Raw genomic sequence first — 19255 nt, forward strand, 5'->3', positions numbered from 1 at the left:
GAGGCAGCATCTCAATGGAACCAAAATTTATTAAAAAAGACGCTTTTCAAGTTGTAGGATTAGAAGTACATAGTTCAACCGCAAAGGAATTTTCACATGTTTGGATGCAGATGGATCCAAGGTGGAAGGAAATTGAAAACCGAAAGGACCTAAATGTTTCCTACGGTCTAATCGAGCCTACAGGAGGAAATATGGAATTTAATTATATCGTTTGCGCTGAGGTTACCGGCGATGTAAACATTCCAGAAGGCATGGTTTTAAAGACAGTTCCTGCTAATGATTTTGCCATTTTTACTCATAAAGGATCTCTCAAAAATTTTGCAGAAACCTGGCAATATATTTATGGAACGTGGCTTCCCCAGTCAGGGTATAAACGAGCGCAAGGGTCGGAATTTGAAATGTATGAAACGAGCAGATTTTGTGGCGCAATGAACGATGAATCCGAGATAGATATTTATATACCGATCATAAAAGCCGAGTAATCGATGGAGCGAGGAGAATGATGTTGTCATTATTTACAAGAATTGATACCGTGTTTTTAAAAGTACAAGATTTCGAGAGTGCGATTGCATGGTATTCACAGGTGCTAGGATTTACGGTCAGATGGCGGGATGACAACAGTGGCTATGCTGCGCTGAATGTTGGCGAAACCCCGTTAACTCTCGTGCGTAAGTCTAATGAAGATGAAACTGCTGTAAATTCAATTGTTCCGTTTAACTTTTTTGTTTCGGATATAGAAGGCGCGTATGAGCATCTTTTGCAGAATGGGGTAAAGGTCGGACCCATTCAGGGAGATGGGAATGTAAAATGGTTTAAATTTCAGGACCTAGAGGGCAACCCGCTGGAGGTCTGCCATTTCAAAGAATAAAAAGTCAGCTTGCAGAGGGTGGTCTGCAAGCTGATTTTTTAGAATTCCCAGGTGACAGGCACCAACCAGTGTAGATGAAGGACATAATGCCGCTTCTCTTGAGAGATTTTGTATTTCATAGAGTAGATTAAGGGCAATATGCTGCTTAACCAGGGAGAATTATAGGGCTTATTGAAGCGGGTTTCCAGCTCCATTTACGAGGTTTTGTCTTTAATAGAGCTTCTTGGAGACAATTTCCAGCTTCAGCTGAGAGGTTTTGTCTTCTATAGGGCTTATTGAAGCCGGTTTCCAGCTCCATTTACGAGGTTTTGTCTTTAATAGAGCTTCTTGGAGACAAACTCCAGCTTCAGCTGAGAGGTTTTGTCCTCAATAGGGCTTATTGAAGCCAGTTTCCTGCTCCATTTACGAGGTTTTGTCTTTAATAGAGCTTCTTGGAGACAATCTCCAGCTTCAGTTGAGAGAATTTGTCTTCTATAGGGCTTATTGAAGCCAGTTTCCTGCTCCATTTACGAGGTTTTGTCTTTAATAGAGCTTCTTGGAGACAATCTCCAGCTTCAGCTGAGAGGTTTTGTCCTCAATAGGGCTTATTGAAGCCAGTTTCCTGCTCCATTTACGAGGTTTTGTCTTTAATAGAGCTTCTTGGAGACAATCTCCAGCTTCAGTTGAGAGGTTTTGTCCTCAACAGGGCTTATTGAAGCCAGTTTCCTTCTCCAACTGAGAGTTTTTGTAATTAATAGAATAGATGAAGGACATTTTCCTGCTTTACCAGGGAGGTTTTGTCCAATAAGGCTCATTAATTGGACAGTTTGCGGGCTCAGGTATTTATGGCAGGCGTTTCGGTCTTCATCAACCTTATGATGACCATTTTCTGCTCCCGAGGCGGGGATTTCGGTCTTCATCGCTCCTTTGGGTATCTTTTTTGCTGGGTTTTTGTCCATGACCTCGCTTATGAAGACCGTTTCCTTCTCCTTAGAATGGCGTTTCGGTCTTCATTCCCTTTATGAAGACCGTTTCCTACTCTCGCGCATGGCTTTTAAGTCTTCATCGCTCCTTTGGGTATCTTTTTTGCTGGGTTTTTGTCCATGACCTCGCTTATGAAGACCGTTTCCTTCTCCTTAGAATGGCGTTTCGGTCTTCATCCCCCTTATGAAGACCGTTTCCTACTCTCACGCATGGCTTTTAAGTCTTCATAGCTCCTTTGGGTATCTTTTTTTGCTGGGCTTTTGGCCATGACCTCGCTTATGAAGACCGTTTCTGGTATTTATGGCCAAGATTCCATGTAGGTTCTTTTTAGTTTTATTCAGAATGCAAAGGGATTTGAATATTTCTTACAGGATAAGAATAAAGCTCCTTCAATTGATATCCACAGTAAGAAAAAAGCAGGACCTGAACCAATGCGAAAATAATGATTCCTTTTTTTAAGCTGTATTTATAAAGAAGGATAAAGTTAATACCTGTCAAAATGGAAAGCAGTAAGGTGGTGAATGTCCTTCCTGTATCCAACCACCAGGACACATTCATATGTCCTAAAAGAAAATAGAAGGTAAACTTTATGAGAAGGTACCAGTAGTTTAAAAGAGAAGCAACACATACTAGAAGTAATAAAAATACGTTCAATAGCTTTTTCAACATAACCTAAAAACCTTCTATTATATCGGCACCTATATTGCCAGGTAAATTCCAGATGCCAGGCACCATCCAAACCAATTCCAAATCCCCTCCAATACATGAATAAATATTCAATTTCCCTCCATCTACTAATGTTAGATTTCCGTTAGATTAGTATTTTTAAAAGTGTCAAAAATATAACGAAAACCTATACTTTACAACGAAAGTTACCAATTGTGACAAAAGTCCCTACTAAAGTTAGTTTGTCGAATTTATTTAGTATAAATATACTATGAAATTACATAATATTTCAAATTCCGCTATTTACTCTAATATAATAGCATGCTATATTTCAATAGCACGAATAAATTTGACTGAAAATTATATCTATTCGCGCAATAGTACATATATGACAGGGGGGAATCGTTATTTTTTCCAGTAAAGTTAAAGGGGAGAGACGATTGAAGAAAATGAAGAAAGTCAAGAAGAAGGTAGCGGTAGGTTTAGTTTCCCTGCTAACTATCTCCAATGTGTCCCTTGGGGCAGGAGTAGTAAAAGCTGACACCCTAAATACAGATCAATTGGTTCAGCTTAATCAAACGGACGCGCTGAGCGTATTACCGTCAGATTATTTTAAACCGCATGACAAGGTCAGGGTTGTTGTTGAATTGGATGGCGCACCTGCAATCTCTTATGCTACTAGCAAAGGAGTGAGGTACAAGGATCTATCAGATGCAAAAAAACTAGAATTGCAGACTGATGTGAAACAGGATCAAAGCCAATTCCTATCTGAAGTCAAGGACGAGAACCTTGCTTTTGATGTACAAAACACATTTACAACCGTAGTAAACGGTGTGAGCGGCGATATTGAATATGGCCAAATCGATGAGCTTGAAAAATTGCCGGATGTAGAAAAAGTAAGCATTGTAAACGAGTACGAAAGACCTGTCGAAAAGCCGCAAATGATTTCCAGCAAGCAGATGGTTGAAGCCATTCAAACATGGAATGCTGGATTTACAGGCAAGGGCATGGTAATCGGAATTATTGATACAGGTATTGATCCATCCCACAAGGATATGGTTCTTGCAGCTGACCCAGCTCAAAAGCTGACATCAGCGAAAATTAGTGATTTGAAGACAAACTTAGGCCTGCCAGGAAAGTATTATACAACGAAAGTTCCTTACGGCTATAACTATGCAGACAAAAATGACACCATTCTTGACCTTGGCCCGGATGCTTCCATGCACGGAATGCACGTAGCAGGTACAGCTGGTGCCAACGGCGATGAAAGCAATAACGGCATCAAAGGTGTTGCACCGGATGCACAATTGCTTGCACTTAAAGTATTTGGAAATGACCCAGCAATGCCGTCTACATTTGGCGACATTTATGTTAAAGCCATCGATGATGGAATTAAACTGGGTGCCGATGTAATGAACATGAGCCTTGGCTCTACAGCTGGTTTCGTGAGCCCGGATGGCTTCGAGCAAAGCTCAATTGAAAGAGCAGTAAACAATGGCGTATTAATGTCCATTTCCGCTGGTAACTCTGATCAATTCGGAAGCGGTGGATCAAACCCATTAGCATCAAACCCTGATATCGGATTAGTTGGATCACCAGGTCTTACTCCTGGATCCATTTCTGTTGCATCTATTTCCAATGACAAAATCACATTGGATAAAAGTATTGTAACAATTGGGGGAGAAGCCCTGCCAATCGCGTTCAAGCGCCAGTCTTCTCCAAACCCGCTGGATGTATTCGGCACTAATAAAGATTTGGATGTTGTTAGTGTTGGCGATGGCAGCACTGCAGCCTTTGCCGGCAAGGATGTAAAAGGAAAAATCGTATTTGCCATCAGAGCAAATGCAACTCCTCTTTATGCAGACATCCAAAAAAATGCTGAAGCAGCAGGCGCAGCAGGCGTTATCATCAGAGGACGTGAAGTCCATGGTGACTACGTAAGCATGGCCTTAAACAGCCCAGTAATTCCCCTTGTATCCATTGGAATCAGCGATGGTAACATGCTTCAAGCGAAATTTGATGCTAACGGCGGAGTTGGTAAAGTAAACTTTACAGGCACAACGATGCAGGTAGTGAATTCCAATGCCGGCAGAATGGCATCTTCAACTTCATGGGGCGTTACTCCTAGCCTTGAGCTGAAGCCTGAACTGACTGCACCTGGAGATCAAATTTACTCTACTTTAAATAATGATCAGTATGGAGTAATGAGCGGTACGTCAATGGCTGCCCCTCACGTATCGGGCGGTTCTGCGCTTGTATTGCAAAGGGTTCAACAATTATGGCCAAACCTTCAAGGTGCGGATAAAGTAAAAAGAGCAAAAATTCTATTAATGAACACTGCTAAACCAGTTCAAGATCCTGATAACAACAACATCTTATACTCTCCTCGCCGCCAGGGTGCTGGATTAATGCAGCTGAACAAAGCTGTTACAACTCCTGTCTACATGGTAAGAAAGGGTACGAACGATGCAAAAGTAGAATTGAAAGAAATCAATTCTGACGTGTTTGACATGACAGTTACAGCTACAAACTTCAGCAGCCAAAATGTAACGTATGATGTAAATACATCTGTTCTTTCAGATGGAGTGGCATCAGGAAGAAACACGTTGCATGCACAGAAGATCACTAAAGCAATAGTCGTAACAGATTCACCGCGTGTGACATTGCTTGCTGGCCAAACAAAGGATATCACAGTAAGAGTTGACCTTTCTCAAGCAAAAGCTGATCTTGAAGCACAAATGAAGAATGGCTATTTTGTAGAAGGCTTCATTACACTTACAAATGTAAATAACGATACAACACAGGCTCCATCACCAGACCTTTCTATTCCATATGTTGGTTTCAAAGGTGACTGGAATGCAGCTCCTGTTCTGGATGCTACAAAGTACGATGCAGGATCTTATTACAATTTCTCAGCAATGGTTGACCAGGATGGAAACTTCATGGGAAGAAATCCATTCACTGGCGTATACCAAAAGAATGCGATTGCGATCTCCCCTAATGGTGATGGCAAGAATGATGCACTAGCTCCTGTTCTTGAATTCTTAAGGAACAGCAAAATGGTTGAATACAGCATCACAGATGCAAACGGCAACATGGTTCGCAAGCTTCGCACCGATTCAAATCAAACCAAAAACTATGTCGCAGCAAAAGTTCCTTATAGCTATCAGCCTTACTATACCGAATGGGATGGATTGGTTGATAACAAAACTGCTGCTGATGGACAGTATTTCTATCAAATCAAAACACAGGTTGACTTTGCTGGAAAAGCTCCTCAAGTAGTCAAAATTCCTGTTGTTGTTGATAACACAGTACCAGCAGTTACAAATGCTGCATATAGCAAGAAAAACTCAACCCTTGCGTTTGACGCTACAGATGCAAACGGAAGCGCATGAAACAAATTGACATTAAAGTAGATGGCAAGCCTCTTGGTACATTGAATCCAGCTGGCAAACAATCGTTTATTATTGCCCTTGGAGCAACAGTTGTAAATAAATCCGTTGACGTTGTGGCAACTGACAATGCAGGTAACGTAACAACTGTATCTGTCTCCGCACCTGGAGATAACACGATTCCTTACATTGTAACCACTGCTCCAACTGCACTTGGTTTCTATGATACGAAGGAAGTTCCTGTAACTGGTTATGTAAAAGATGGCTCTAAAGTAGCTTATCTAAAACTTAAGGGCGATGGAGTTGTTGGTTCGCCTATCGATGTAAACTTAACGTACAACGCAACAACTAAGCAGTACGATTTTGCTACACAAGTCACGTTCAATGCAGACGGAGCACAAGACCTCTACTTTGAAGGCGCTGACGTACTAGGAAACAAAATTGAGTTCCGCCGTTCGGTATTTATTGATACTGAAGGTCCTACACTTCAAGTATCCGGCCTGCCTACAAATAATGTTGTAGCTGCAAACGGGGCAGATCCTGTAGTGACAGCTAACATTGCAGATAACTTTGATGACCTTCGCCTTGTGGTGAATGGAAATGAAGAGTATCGCCATGACTTCGACCAGCCATTTGTAAGACGTGCGCTTTCTGTCGATCAAAATGTAACATTGAAACTTAAAGATGGCCGTAACGATTTTGTATTTGAAGTAACAGATCTAACAGGCCATCAAGTAAGAAAAACAGTTTCCCTTTATAAAGGGGACAACCCACCTGCAGCGTTTGTAACTTCATTATCAGTAACACCTAATGGAGAAATCAGTGCAGAAAATCCGGCAACAATTAAAGCGGAAGCCTCTGAATCTATTACATGGGATGTTAAAGTAATCGATCCGGATGGAAACGCAATTGCACTTCCTTCAGCAGAAGGCAAAACGTATGAAGGAACATTTACTCCTGGTCCATTGGCAGCAAGCGGACAGTACACTGTTGTCGTAGCACCAGCTAACGGATCAGAAGCGGTAGCACAAACTGCTACAATCAGCGTGATGAACCACCCAATCACGGTGGCAGCAGTTTCAACACTGAATGCAGATGGAGAAAAGGCATCTACTTTCACAAAAGCAGACAGCGTCAGCATTAAAGCAAACCTGAAGAACGTTGGCCACACAGTCGTGAACCCAACTGTCTACGTGCAGGTGAAAGATGCAGATGGTGCTGTAGTGTCCCTTCAAGAAGTAGCTGTTAGCGCCATTAACACGTACTCTCAAAATTTCCTTGGTGCAGATATTGCACTTGATGGTTTTGAAAGTGGAACTTACTCTATTGAATTATTTGTTTGGGATAACCACGGCAATCCAGTGCCACTTGCTGATGCAAGCAATGGCGGATTCTTCAGCGTAAATTAAGAATTTAGTAGTTAAAGAGAAAGGGAGCTTCTTTCGCTCCCTTTCTCAATCTTTTTTAAAATTTTTTACCAAAATGCAGGGAGTGAGTTCTTTGAAGAAAACTATGTACGTCATCCTGGCAGCACTTCTCTTGCTGATTGGGAATGCCATCCCGGCCTTCGCCGCGGAAACTGTAACCGTGTCCTTTACAACGGACAAAGATTCATATAGTGCTAATAGTAAGATAGTAGTAGAAGGAACAGTTTTAAAGGGGACTGCCGCAGGAAAAGGGACCAGCCCTACCTTAACATTAAAGCATGCTGGAAAGCTGATTGAAATTTACCAATGGAACGACACGAACATTGCCGCTGATGGCAAAATAACAAAAACGATTCAATTAGGTAAGAATTTAGAAAATGGAACCTATACCATTCAAATTTCTGCAATTGGAGCAGCCGTAGCAGCAACGAAGGATATTCAAGTGACTGGTTATGGCCCGCAGAAAGTATTGGCACTCAATACAAATAAAACCGAATATAAAACCGGAGAAACGGTTAACATATCAGGCCAGGTAACACTTGGCACCCAAAAGGTAGCGAACGAGGATATCATCATTACAGTAGAACAAAGCGGAACAAAGCTGGGCGAGCACACAGTGAAAAGCGGAGCAGATGGAGCGTTCACATATGCTTATGCTATTCCTGCCAATGGGACGGCAGGCACTTATAAAATTACAGCCGTTTTATCAACGGACAAAAGTGTGTCTGTTTCCAAGAATGTCGCGGTAAGTGTTTCAACACCAACAACTGATCCGACACCAACTCCAACTCCAACGCCGACACCAACGCCGACACCAACACCAACACCGGTGCCAGTGCCGACACCACCAGTGGAGGTAGCAGTACCGGATGTAAATACAGTGACATCTCAAAGCACGGTCATCACAGGTAAGGCAGATGCCGGAGCAACGGTACTTGTCACCGATAAAAAGGCATTATCGCTGAGAACGGTTGTAAGTGCAGATGGAACCTTCTCCATCAAACTTCCTGCAAAACTAAAAGCAGGCACAAAGCTCTATATTTCCGCCGTCAGTGCATCAGGCGATTCAAGTAAAGAAACGGTTTTAACCGTTTCGGATAAAACAGCACCTGCCGTTCCAGTGGTGACAGCAGTGAAAGATCTAGACAAAAAAGTAACAGGTAAAGCGGAAGCGAATGCAAAAATCATCGTCAAAGTGGGAAGCAAAGTAATCGCTACCGGCAAAGCAGACAGCAAAGGTGCATTCTCGATCGCCATTAAACCTTTCAAAGCAGGAACAGTTGTAAATGTAACCGCAACAGATGCAGCCGGAAATGTCAGCATAGTGGCAAAAATCATCGTTAAGGACGCAACTCCGCCAGCGATTCCGACTGTGACAAGCATGACATCAACAAAAATCTCCGGCAAAGCCGAAGCCGGAGCAAAAGTATATGTAACCTACGGCAAAACAGTCATCGGATCCGCGACTGTGAACAGCAAAGGAATCTACACCGTTACAATCAAGAAGCAAAAAGCCGGAGCGGCCCTCAATGTCTACGTAAAAGACAAGGCAGGCAATACAGGCAAAGCGAAAAAAGTAGCAGCGAAAAAATAATAGAATGCGGGCAAAGCCATTTTAGAGGCTTTGCCCGTTTTTTTGTTCAAAAAGGATGATTCTTGAGGACTTGAGGGGAGATCTCGCGGGATTGAGCGATAATCTCGCGGTTTTTTCTGTTTTTCTCGCGGACTTCTGCGATAATCTCGCGGGATTTCATAATTATTTCGCTTGTTTTTCTATTAATCCCGCGGGAACGAGATCAAGAGCTAATTACCTCTTGGCCAGCCAGCGATATTGCCTTATTTAAGTGCACCCTACCGGCTCTACTTTAGGCAGTAATCCCCCTCACTGTCGGCCAATTTTTATGAAAACCATTAAAACCCTTCCGCCCGGGAGGCGGAAGGGCAGCATATTGTCCTTATATAAATTGGAAGGGCGATTCTGTCTCAAAACGTATAGTTTTACGGACGAAATCCAGGGTAGTGCCACACTAATTTTGGGAATCTCGCCTGAATAAGCGATAATCTCGCGAGTTTTTCTGTTTTTCTCGCGGACTTGTGCGATAATCTCGCACGTTTTCATGATTATTTCGCCTGTTTTTCTATTAATCTCGCGGGAACGAGATCAAGAGCTAATTACCTCTTGGCCAGGCGACGAAACTGCTTTATTTATGTGCACCCTACCTGCTCTACTTTAGGACGAAATCCCCACCCCTGTCGGCCAATTTATATGAAAATTATTAAAACCCTTCCGTCCGGGAGGCGGAAGGGCAGCAAATTGTCCTTTAATATAAGTTGGAAGGGAGATTCTGTCTCAAAACGTATAGTTCTACGGACGAAATCCAGGGTAATCTCGCCGGATTGAGCGATGATTTCGCGTGTTTTAGCATTAATCTCGCGGACTACTGCGATAATCTCGCACGTTTTCATGATTATTTCGCCTGTTTTTCTATTAATCTCGCGAGAAAGAGATCGAAGACTAATTACCTCTTGGCCAACCAGCGAAATTTGCCTATTTATGTGTACTATATCGGAACTCGTTTATGCCCTAATCTACTTCTCGGCCTGCCAATTTATATAAACACCATAAAAACCCTTCCAGCCGGGAGGCGGAAGGGCAGCAAATTGTCCTTTAATATAAGTTGGAAGGGCGAATCTGTCTCAAAACGTATAGTTCTACGGACGAAATCCAGGGTAATGCCACACTAATTTAGGGAATCTCGCCTGTTTAGGCGATAATCTCGCGTGTTTCGGTATTAAACTCGCGGACTTCTGCGATAATCTCGCACGTTTTCATGATTATATCGCCTGTTTTTCAATTAATCTCGCGAGAACGAGCGGATGATCAACGAGCTCTTGGCCAGACAGCGAATCTGCTTGGTTTATGTGCAACTTACCGGCTCTCGTCAACGCCGTAATCCCCTTCTCGTCAAGCCAATTTCTATTAATCCCGTAAATTAACTCCTATAAAGTCTCTCAAGAATTTAAACTTTTGGCGGAAAGTCTGTTTTTATAGCAGTTAATACAGACCTTGCAAAGGGAAGGTTTTTTCTTTAGGTAACCTCACGAAAAATATGGAACGCTTACAATATTACCTAACATTTAACAATCTAGTAAAAAGTTTTAAAAAAATGTAAAATATTTAAAGTTGGCGACAAATTTCGACAAACTTTCCTACTATTATCATATATATTTGAAATATCTGAATAGTTAGAACGGCATATTGCTAATTTTTCAGATAAGAAAATTGTTAGGGGGAAAAAGAGTGATTAAAAAGAGTTTCGCATCTCTATTAATCTTTCTTTTAATGTTCTCTTCGGTTGCTTTTGGGGCTACAGTCCCAACACAGCCGCAAGTGCATGCGAAAAGAGAGATTCAAAAGTTTGTTCCTAACCCAACCGCTCAATACAAGCCGTTGGATAAAGTCCGTGTTGTAGTAGAATTAACGGACAAGCCTACGATTGAGTACGCTCAATCTCAAGGCAAGAAGTACAGCGACCTGTCTGTTTCTACGAGAAAGAGCCTAGAAGCAAACGCTTCGGCAAAGCAGGATCAGGTTGTTTCCGATTTGAAATCTACAAAAATGAAAGTGCTAAACAAATTTACAACTGTTGTAAATGGATTTAGTGCGGAAGTCAATTACGGAAGCATTGCTGAAATCGTGAAGAACCAAAGCGTTTCAAAGGTGACAATCACCAATGAATATGAGCGTCCGACTGAAAAGCCGGAAATGATTTATTCCAAAGAACTTGTTCAAGCTCAAAAAGCTTGGGATTCTTATGGCTATAAAGGTGAAGGAATGGTTGTTGGTATCATCGATACTGGTATCGATTCCACTCACAGAGATATGATTTTGACTGACGCTTCAAAAGCAAAGCTTAATGAAGCATCTATTAAACAGATTGTTGATGCAAATGGCCTTCAAGGAAAGTTCTATACAGATAAAGTGCCTTACGGCTACAACTATATCGACCATAATGACACAATCATTGACGTAAGTTCAGAGGCATCCATGCATGGTATGCACGTATCCGGTACTGTTGCTGCGAATGGCGACGAGAGCAATGGCGGCATCAAGGGTATCGCCCCTGAAGCACAGCTTCTTGCCCTAAAAGTATTCAGCAACGACCCTGAAATGCGTTCTACTTTCACAGATGTTTTAGTAAAAGCAATTGACGATGGCGTAAAATTAGGTGCTGATGTTCTGAACATGAGCTTAGGTTCAACTGCAGGCTTCGTTGCTGCTGATGATCCTGAACAAATGGCAGTGCAGCGTGCAACTGACAATGGTGTCGTAATGTCCATTTCTGCTGGTAACTCAGCGCATTTCGGACACGGCTACGCTTATGCAAATCCGTATGCTTCAAACCCTGATATCGGTGTTTCCGGAGCTCCAGGCCTTGCGAAGAACTCCATCCAGGTTGCATCTTTTGAAAATAGTTTCATGGATCTGCCTGCGGTAACAGCTACAGTTGACGGAACAGGTACTAAGTATCCTTTCATGTCAGCAAGCAGTGTTGACCCAGGTAATGTAGAAACGAAGACATTTGATATCCTTGATGCAGGAGAAGGACAAGTTTCCGAATTTGCAGGCAAAGATTTCAAAGGGAAGTATGCTTTAATCAAACGCGGTACAATCGGTTTCGTGGATAAAGCGTTAAATGCACAGGCTGCAGGTGCAGTAGGTGCCATCATTTACAACAATGCTGACGGTTTTGTAAGCATGGCTACTGATGCGGCCATCCAGATTCCACAGTTATTCTTGCTGAAGACTGACGGAGACGCTCTTAAAGCTGCGTTAACCGCAGGCAAAGCTGTTAAAATTGCTTTCAACGGCGACAAAGTAAAAACAGCTAATCCATCCGCCAATAAGATGAGCGACTTCACTTCATGGGGACTGACTCCGGATCTTGACTTCAAACCGGAATTAACAGCTCCAGGCGGACAAATCTACTCAACTTTTAACAATAATACTTACGGTATGATGAGCGGTACATCCATGGCAGCTCCTCACGTGTCTGGCGGATCTGCACTCGTACTTGAGCGTGTGGATAAAGAATTCCACTTAACGAATCTTGCAAGAGTGAAGATGGCGAAAAATATTTTGATGAACACTGCAAAGGTTCTAGAAGACCAGGGTGCTGTTGGCTTTGGAGTACCTTATTCTCCACGCCGCCAGGGTGCAGGCTTAATGCAGCTTCATTCAGCTCTATCAACTCCTGTTGTTGTAACAGAACAACAATCTGGTGATGCTAAGGTTGCCCTTAAGCAAATTAGCGGTGACCATGCAACATTCACTTTAGTAGCGAAAAACTACTCTAATGAAGCAGCAAACTATGATGTAAATGTAAATGCACAAACAACGCTAGCACTGTTTGGCGAGCAAGGCTATGCAGCTAATGATATCGAGTCACAGCCACTTGAAAATGTTGGCATTAAAATTAATGGCCAAGATACCGCTAGTGTACAACTTAGTGCTGGGGAAGAAAAAACGATTACAGTCGATTTAGATCTTTCACAAGCTCAAGTGTATGATGTTGTTAACAAAAAGTTAGTTACAGTTCCTGCTGAACAAGTATTTACAAATGGATATTTTGCCGAAGGTTTTGTAACATTAACAGATCCAACTGATACTAATCCTGAATTGCATGTTCCATATGTTGGATTCAAAGGCGAGTGGGACAAAGCTCCAATCGTTGACGCTCCAGTGTGGGATGGCAATACATTCTACGGCTTGACTGGATTGCTTGATGAGCAATACAACTTCTTAGGATGGGATATTAAAAATGGTGGCGTAAATCCTGATAACATTGCATTCTCACCAAATGGTGACGGTGTACAAGACCAGGTAGTTCCATTACTATCATTCTTGCGAAATGCGAAGAGTGTAGAGTTCAATATCCTTGATAAGGACGGCAATAAATTAAGAACCTTAAGAACTGAAAACCTCGTAAGGAAAAACTATTACGATGGCGGAGCCGGATCTATGTACTCCCTGAGATCTGAAAGGGCTTGGGATGGCAAAGTGAACCTTAAAGACCTTCCAGAAGGAAGCTATCAGTATGAGGTACGCGCAGTTATTGATTACCCAGGCGCTAAATGGCAGTCATTCAAGTTCCCGGTGAAGATCGACAATACTGCTCCTACTTTTGCAGCAGCTTTAGATAGTGCAACAAAGACGATTTCTTTTACAAATGTAGCCGATAATGAAGGTGGAAGTGGCATCGCTTATTACGATGTACTTGTGAATGGCGAGTCTGTTTTCCCTAAAGGCGAAGATAAATTAACTGGTACTGCAACAGACTTTAAATTGGCAGATTTTGATCCAACAAGTGAAGTGGTTGTAAAAGTATACGACTACGCTGGCAACAGCAAGTCTGTAACTGTTCAGGCAAGCACTGAAACGACTGCTCCAGATGTGCACGTTCTTACTCCGGATGCATATGGCGTGGTGGATACAAAAGATGTGAAGGTATCCGGTTATATCAATGAAGTGACAAGCGTGAAAGAGCTGACGATTGCCGGACAGCAGGTAACTCCTGTTTACAATCCTGATACAAAGCAATACGATTTCTCTACAGTCCTTCATTACAATAATGATGGAGTGTATAATTACGCCATCAATGTTGTGGATGCAAATGGAAACAAGGCTTCTTTTGAAAGAACTGTGTTAGTCGATACAACAGCACCAGGCTTAAAAATCAATGTTGTACCAGCTACTGTGTCTCAAGCGACAGATAAAGTTACTGTTTCTTTAGATGTAGCAGATAACTTTGATGAATTGCGCACATACGTGAATGGCAACGAAGTTTATTTCCATGAATTCATGGAGCCATATGAAATGCGCGCGTTCAAGCATACAATCACTACTGATCTAAACCTTAAACTTGGCGAAAATCAGTTTGTTGTTGAAGTAACAGATCTTGCCGGCAATAAGACGACACAAACTCTTACTGTCACAAGATTAACAGATACACCAAACCCTGGCGGTGGAACGGTTCCTGGTCCAACACCAACACCAACACCAGATCCAACACCAACGCCAACACCAACACCGGTTCCAGTGCCGACACCAACACCAACTCCTGAACCAACACCTGAGCCAGAACCAACACCGGCACCGGCTGCAAAGGTTTACTGGAAGGGTACGGAGCTGAAGAGAGCGAGATTGGTATGATCACAGTCAATAAACCAATCAACCTTTGGAAGCGTGAAGGCAACAAACTAGTATTCGTTCGTGTCCTAAAACCAGGCCAAACATTCCGTGTATACAACTCAGACAGCTTACACGGCGGACAATTCGGACTGGGAGCAGGCCTATACATCACAAACATGGGCGGCTACACAAAATACGAAACACCATCCAAGAAAAAACTAGAAGAAGCAAACAAGTAAGTAAATAAAGTGACAGGCACCTTCCAGATTTCTGGAAGGTGCCTGTCACTTTTTATTCGTATTGTCGGTCAATCGATAGAATCTTGTAGCCCTGTGCAGAGTCTATTCTTTTAATTAATGTAACCGTGTAGTTGTGATTGCTTTTCATTTCATCTTTTATATATTCGGAGACTTTAATATATTTGTACTGGCCAGACCTTGAGTAGCGTACTTTTGTATCGCTATTCCAGCTGAAAGAGGTTAGGATCATCGCCATATTATCGGTCGGTGGAATCGCCTTATATAGAAGTCCGCTTTTTCCCGTTCCGTAGGTCGCCATTCTCTCACGGAAGAATTGATCAATAAATCCATTCGTAAAAGAACTTCTTAAGGTGCTGCTTACAGCGGTTTGGGAATAAGGTTTCCAGTTCGTAAGCTTATATTGAGAAGCTGCAGCGTTTTTAACCAAAACTCGAACCTCGCTTCGCCCAGGCTCCGCCGCCGAAGCACTTGTGGCAGAAATAAAAGTGAATACTAGTAAAAATGCTGTTAACATACCTAATCTATTTTTCATGAAGAAATCCTCCAATCTTTCTCTAGTTGTAAATACTATTTTCTAGCCCTCGATAATATTCTTAAACTATGTATTTTCATTGATAGTATGTATATAACCTAAACTAATCCTCATCTAACACAAAATACACAATATGAAACAATTCCCATTATTAAGTTACGAGTCTACTCCAAATAAAAAGCCAGGCCGAAGCCTGGCTCAGGTATCTAAAAGATGGGGAATTTCAGTTTACCCGTCGTTTGGGTTCATTTACCCGTCAAATATAGAAAATACCCGTCTAGTTTTTACATTTACCCGTCAATTAAAAGGGAATACCCGTTTTTCGTATTCTGACCCTGATCTGTTCCTATTAAAAAGCCAGGTGTTAGCCTGGCTCAGGTCACTTAAATAGAGGGGATTTTCGTTTTACCCACCGCTTTGGTTCAATTACCCACCGAATATGGAAAAATACCGACCCAATTCAGTGATTTACCCACCAAAATCAAAAATCTTTATTTTTCTGACCCTATCCCAATCCAATTAAAAAACCCATCTGGCTCAGGTACAGTAACCTACACTTGTAACAGGCACCACCCAAATAGATTCCAACCAAACAAAAAAGTGACAGGCACCTCCCAGAAAATTGGAAGGTGCCTGTCACCGCATCTAGTCACGACATGTCACCACATCTATTTATTTAAATAGAGTTACTGATCCGACGGATTTATCGAGTGATTGATCGTTGACGTTTACCTTTAAGCCGTAGTAGCTAAGGTTTCGTCCGGCATCCGGCAGGTACATATTGTTGTAATCCTTGTTGTCGGCGAATACTGATACACCATTCTGTTTCGGGAAATTTAATGCCTGGCCGGTTGAATAGATCAAGTTCAAACCAGATGTAGGCAGGAAGTTGAAGGCAGCGTCCGCTACATGGTATCGGCTGGCGGCTTCAACGCCTATGTTCCACATAAGGTTTGTATCATCGTGGGCGTCAACGACTCCGAGGAATCCTTGACCAGGATGGATACCAGTCCAGTTTTCATTATAGCTATTATCAACATACCAAACTACTAAACCACCATCATAGCTCATCAAGGAGTTTCCACGTCGGATATGGCCAAGACCTGCATCTACGCCATTGTGGCTGCGCCATTCCAATAGATAGTAGTGGTCTGTGTATTTGTTGCCGTCAGACTGCTGGAACCCATTTAAAGTAAATGGAGAAGCGCCTTCAGCGTTGTCAGTGACAAGCGTTTGGCCATCGGCAACAACCTTGATATTATCGGCAAAGAAGCCTGTATACGATGTGCCCCAGTCGGTCGCATAACGTATGCGCAATTTGATTTGTTTTCCTGCATAGGCGGATAAATCAAATTTTTGAGCCTGCCAGCCGTTAGAACTTCCTGTAAATCCTGGCATTGAGTTCAGGATGGACGGATAGCCTTCAGGAACCACGTCGCTTCGTGTGTGGTCATTCCCTAATGACTTCCAAGTAGCGCCGTTATCCGTTGAGACCTGGACAAATCCAAAATCCCACTGCTCTTCCGTGTCATACCATGCATCAAAGGTTAACTCTGCTGCTGATTTTCCAGTTAAATCAACATCCGTTACCATGTTTGTATCAGATTCATCCTGCTGGCCGCCCCAATATTCGTAGCTGCCACCAGCCGGTTTGTTCATTAGCGTTTTCTTTTGCGGCAAATTCACCTGGATGGCTTGATGGTTCTGCCCATTTGGCGAGTTTGCCTGATCAAGGAAGAAGGTCGTGCCATTTTTGTTTAAATCGCTAAGGTTTACAACGGTTGGATTCGTCCATTTTCCGCCCAAAGTAGTCTGGAAGTAAGACTTTGCCCATGGTGAGAAGCCGCTTGGCTCTGTACCAGGGATTTTTCCAGCCCATGAACCGGAAGACATAATGGACCAATATTCAATTGGCTCGCCAGCACCGGAGTAGAGGGTATCATACTCATCCGGCAGGCCTAAGTCGTCGCCGTACTCATGAGCGAACACGCCAGTTGCTCCGTCTTCAGGCATCATCGTGTAATCGTAGAAACCTGGTAAGCCTTTACCTAATCCATCTGGATCGTAAAAAACAGCTGAACGGTGTGACCAGATCGCATTGTCACCAAGTGAGCCGCCGCCGGCTTCCTGTCCCATTCCGGAGTGGATGATTTGGAGGTGGTCAACTAAGCCATCCGGCTCCCAGAAGTTTCCGTCTCCATCCAAATCATGCGGATCTTCTAAATCGTAATCCTGTAATGGTATTCCTGCCGCTTTTGCAGCAGCATAAGTATCTTTAACTAACTGCTTGGATCCCCCAGGTGTTACATTATCATGCCCGCCGGTAGCCTTGTCAGAGCCATAATAGGCTGCAGTGCCCGGGACTTTTAACCAGCCGTATGCCTGCCCGTTTACGGTATATGTGCCGCCTGATTGCTGTTCATAATATTGCTTTTGTGATACGAAGTTTTCCCCGTTCGGCCTTTCACCCCATTCCGCCAAAAATCATATCCTCGTAATGCTGCGGGGTGTAATCAGGATAATAGTTGTCCGTTTCATTCGGCTTGATATTGTTGTGTGGTAAATCAGAGTACTCCACCATCAGTGTGAGCAGCTTTCCGCTTTTCACCACTCCAGGTGACGGAGATTCTGATACCGGATTAGGGTGAGTTTTGCTGCCCTGCAGCTTTCCGTTATTATGATTTTCAGTAAAGGCATTGAATGTATTATGTTTATCAGCATCTGCTGCTTTTACCTTCGCTGCAAGCGGGTCGTTTTGCTGATCCGATCCTAGTTCCTTCCCTTTTAATGCAATATAATCCTTTAGTGCTTTTTGCTTGGTTGCGTCAGACGCATTCGCCGCAACTTTCCCCTGCTTAATTAGCAAGGCAATTAACTTTTCATCATTTACTAATGCTAAATCCAATGAGCTGTGTGATTGGGTCTGGGCTTTTACTTTGAGCGCATGATCGACTGTCGCCGAACCGCCAAAGTTCCCAGGGAATCCCGTAAATAAGGTGCCTGCAACTACGACAGACGTTAAACCTGATTTAAAAAATTTGTTCAATGAAAAACCCCCTCATAATTATTTGTTACAATCTCATAATATTCTAAAAATTTTACTAATAATAGAAGAGTTGCTCATCAAATCCCGACAGGTCCAACGGCCTATTATTTTCATAATATATCAACGCTTAATACCTATGAAACCAGCCATATCAAGGCTTTCTTAGCATTTTTAAAAAATAATGCATAGTAGAATGTGCTGATTTTCACTAGAGGAAAACATAGAATTTGTCGTATTTTAACGAACGAAACTGTTCTCAATAACGTTGACTATTAAAAGAAAATCTAGTAAATTTGTCATGTGGATGTTCACTATAAAGTACAAAAGGAGTGATATATTGAACGCGCAGTGGCGAAAAGTGATTTCCTATCTATTTACCGTACTTGTTCTGGGGTGTATTGGCTTTTTAGTATTCGTCACACAGGAAGCCAAACAAAATCCAAATGAGATTCCAACATTCTTTGGATATAAGCCCATGACGGTACTGACCAACAGCATGCTCCCGAATATCAGTGCAGGGGACATGGTGTTCGTTAAACAGAACGATTATAGCAGTATAAAAAAAGGTGACATTATCTCCTTTAAAGTTTCCGATGATCGGATTGTCACGCACCGTGTGCTCCGGGTCACAAAGGAAGGTTTTCTGACAAAGGGTGATAACAATAATGTAAAAGACAATTGGCTCGTAAAGCCGGATAGCCTGGTGGGCGAGGTAGCCTTGACAATCCCTAAAGCTGGCTATATTTCGAAATTCGTATCCAGCAAAATCGGTTTTGGACTATTTATTATCCTGCCGCTCTTTTTACTCGTTTTGATCGAAGTGTACCAAAGAGTGCTGGCCGCATTGGACAAACGGGAAAATGAGGCAGTCACAAAAGCGTAGTTTCTATTAATAGGGGTTTTACAAAA

The 19255-nt window shown here is 42.6% G+C and carries 12 protein-coding genes; 8 read left to right on the forward strand and 4 right to left on the reverse strand.

Annotated features, from left to right (window positions below; genetic code table 11):
* Window positions 1-14 precede the first annotated feature (14 nt).
* Together RCG23_RS13430 and RCG23_RS13435 are read left to right on the forward strand one after the other, a co-directional pair.
* Window positions 15-482 (forward strand): GyrI-like domain-containing protein, encoded by a 468-nt coding sequence (locus RCG23_RS13430; protein WP_308176098.1) that lies wholly within the window; start codon window positions 15-17, stop codon window positions 480-482.
* A gap of 17 nt (window positions 483-499) precedes the next feature.
* Window positions 500-868: a VOC family protein gene (locus RCG23_RS13435; RefSeq protein ID WP_308176099.1), complete on the forward strand. Its 369-nt coding sequence runs from the start codon at window positions 500-502 to the stop codon at window positions 866-868.
* A gap of 626 nt (window positions 869-1494) precedes the next feature.
* Here RCG23_RS13435 and RCG23_RS13440 read toward each other — a convergent pair.
* Window positions 1495-1767 (reverse strand): hypothetical protein, encoded by a 273-nt coding sequence (locus RCG23_RS13440; RefSeq protein ID WP_308176100.1) that lies wholly within the window; start codon window positions 1765-1767, stop codon window positions 1495-1497.
* A gap of 1179 nt (window positions 1768-2946) precedes the next feature.
* On the opposite strand from RCG23_RS13440, the gene RCG23_RS13445 reads away from it, so the two are divergent.
* From RCG23_RS13445 to RCG23_RS13465, 5 genes are all read left to right on the forward strand, one after another.
* The gene (locus RCG23_RS13445) at window positions 2947-5892 is read left to right on the forward strand and encodes a S8 family serine peptidase (RefSeq protein WP_308180058.1); all 2946 of its coding nucleotides are present in this window, start codon (window positions 2947-2949) and stop codon (window positions 5890-5892) included.
* The gene (locus tag RCG23_RS13450) at window positions 5889-7298 is read left to right on the forward strand and encodes a hypothetical protein (protein WP_308176101.1); all 1410 of its coding nucleotides are present in this window, start codon (window positions 5889-5891) and stop codon (window positions 7296-7298) included. The genes RCG23_RS13445 and RCG23_RS13450 overlap by 4 nt, the downstream gene beginning before the upstream one ends.
* Before the next feature lie 91 nt (window positions 7299-7389).
* On the forward strand, window positions 7390-8910 hold the full coding sequence (locus RCG23_RS13455) for an Ig-like domain-containing protein (RefSeq protein WP_308176102.1): 1521 nt from the start codon (window positions 7390-7392) through the stop codon (window positions 8908-8910).
* Window positions 8911-10617: 1707 nt separating this feature from the next.
* Window positions 10618-14529, forward strand: coding sequence for a S8 family serine peptidase (locus RCG23_RS13460; protein WP_308176103.1), 3912 nt, complete (start codon window positions 10618-10620; stop codon window positions 14527-14529).
* A complete protein-coding gene (locus tag RCG23_RS13465; RefSeq protein ID WP_308176104.1) occupies window positions 14526-14747 on the forward strand; it encodes a hypothetical protein in 222 nt (73 codons plus the stop codon). The genes RCG23_RS13460 and RCG23_RS13465 overlap by 4 nt, the downstream gene beginning before the upstream one ends.
* 52 nt (window positions 14748-14799) lie before the next feature.
* Here the strand turns inward: RCG23_RS13465 and RCG23_RS13470 are convergent, their stop codons facing one another.
* From RCG23_RS13470 to RCG23_RS13480, 3 genes are all read right to left on the reverse strand, one after another.
* Window positions 14800-15300, reverse strand: a complete 501-nt coding sequence (locus RCG23_RS13470) for a DUF3993 domain-containing protein (RefSeq protein WP_308176105.1) — start codon at window positions 15298-15300, stop codon at window positions 14800-14802.
* Between the two features lie 672 nt (window positions 15301-15972).
* The gene (locus RCG23_RS13475) at window positions 15973-17781 is read right to left on the reverse strand and encodes an immune inhibitor A domain-containing protein (protein WP_308176106.1); all 1809 of its coding nucleotides are present in this window, start codon (window positions 17779-17781) and stop codon (window positions 15973-15975) included.
* A complete protein-coding gene (locus RCG23_RS13480; protein ID WP_308176107.1) occupies window positions 17765-18346 on the reverse strand; it encodes an immune inhibitor A domain-containing protein in 582 nt (193 codons plus the stop codon). Before RCG23_RS13480 ends, RCG23_RS13475 begins: the two co-directional genes overlap by 17 nt.
* 337 nt (window positions 18347-18683) lie before the next feature.
* Between RCG23_RS13480 and RCG23_RS13485 the strand changes: the two genes are divergently transcribed.
* Window positions 18684-19229 (forward strand): signal peptidase I, encoded by a 546-nt coding sequence (locus RCG23_RS13485; RefSeq protein WP_308176108.1) that lies wholly within the window; start codon window positions 18684-18686, stop codon window positions 19227-19229.
* Window positions 19230-19255 lie beyond the last annotated feature (26 nt).

This window comes from Neobacillus sp. PS3-34 (assembly GCF_030915465.1).
Taxonomy (GTDB): Bacteria; Bacillota; Bacilli; order Bacillales; family Cytobacillaceae; genus Neobacillus_A.

What these genes read in the sequence shown, in the direction of transcription:
- RCG23_RS13430 (WP_308176098.1), top strand. Translation starts at nt 15, where the DNA reads ATGGAACCAAAATTTATTAAAAAAGACGCTTTTCAAGTTGTAGGATTA.
- RCG23_RS13435 (WP_308176099.1), top strand. Translation starts at nt 500, where the DNA reads ATGATGTTGTCATTATTTACAAGAATTGATACCGTGTTTTTAAAAGTA.
- RCG23_RS13440 (WP_308176100.1), bottom strand. Translation starts at nt 1,767, where the DNA reads ATGAAGACCGAAATCCCCGCCTCGGGAGCAGAAAATGGTCATCATAAG.
- RCG23_RS13445 (WP_308180058.1), top strand. Translation starts at nt 2,947, where the DNA reads ATGAAGAAAGTCAAGAAGAAGGTAGCGGTAGGTTTAGTTTCCCTGCTA.
- RCG23_RS13450 (WP_308176101.1), top strand. Translation starts at nt 5,889, where the DNA reads ATGAAACAAATTGACATTAAAGTAGATGGCAAGCCTCTTGGTACATTG.
- RCG23_RS13465 (WP_308176104.1), top strand. Translation starts at nt 14,526, where the DNA reads ATGATCACAGTCAATAAACCAATCAACCTTTGGAAGCGTGAAGGCAAC.
- RCG23_RS13470 (WP_308176105.1), bottom strand. Translation starts at nt 15,300, where the DNA reads ATGAAAAATAGATTAGGTATGTTAACAGCATTTTTACTAGTATTCACT.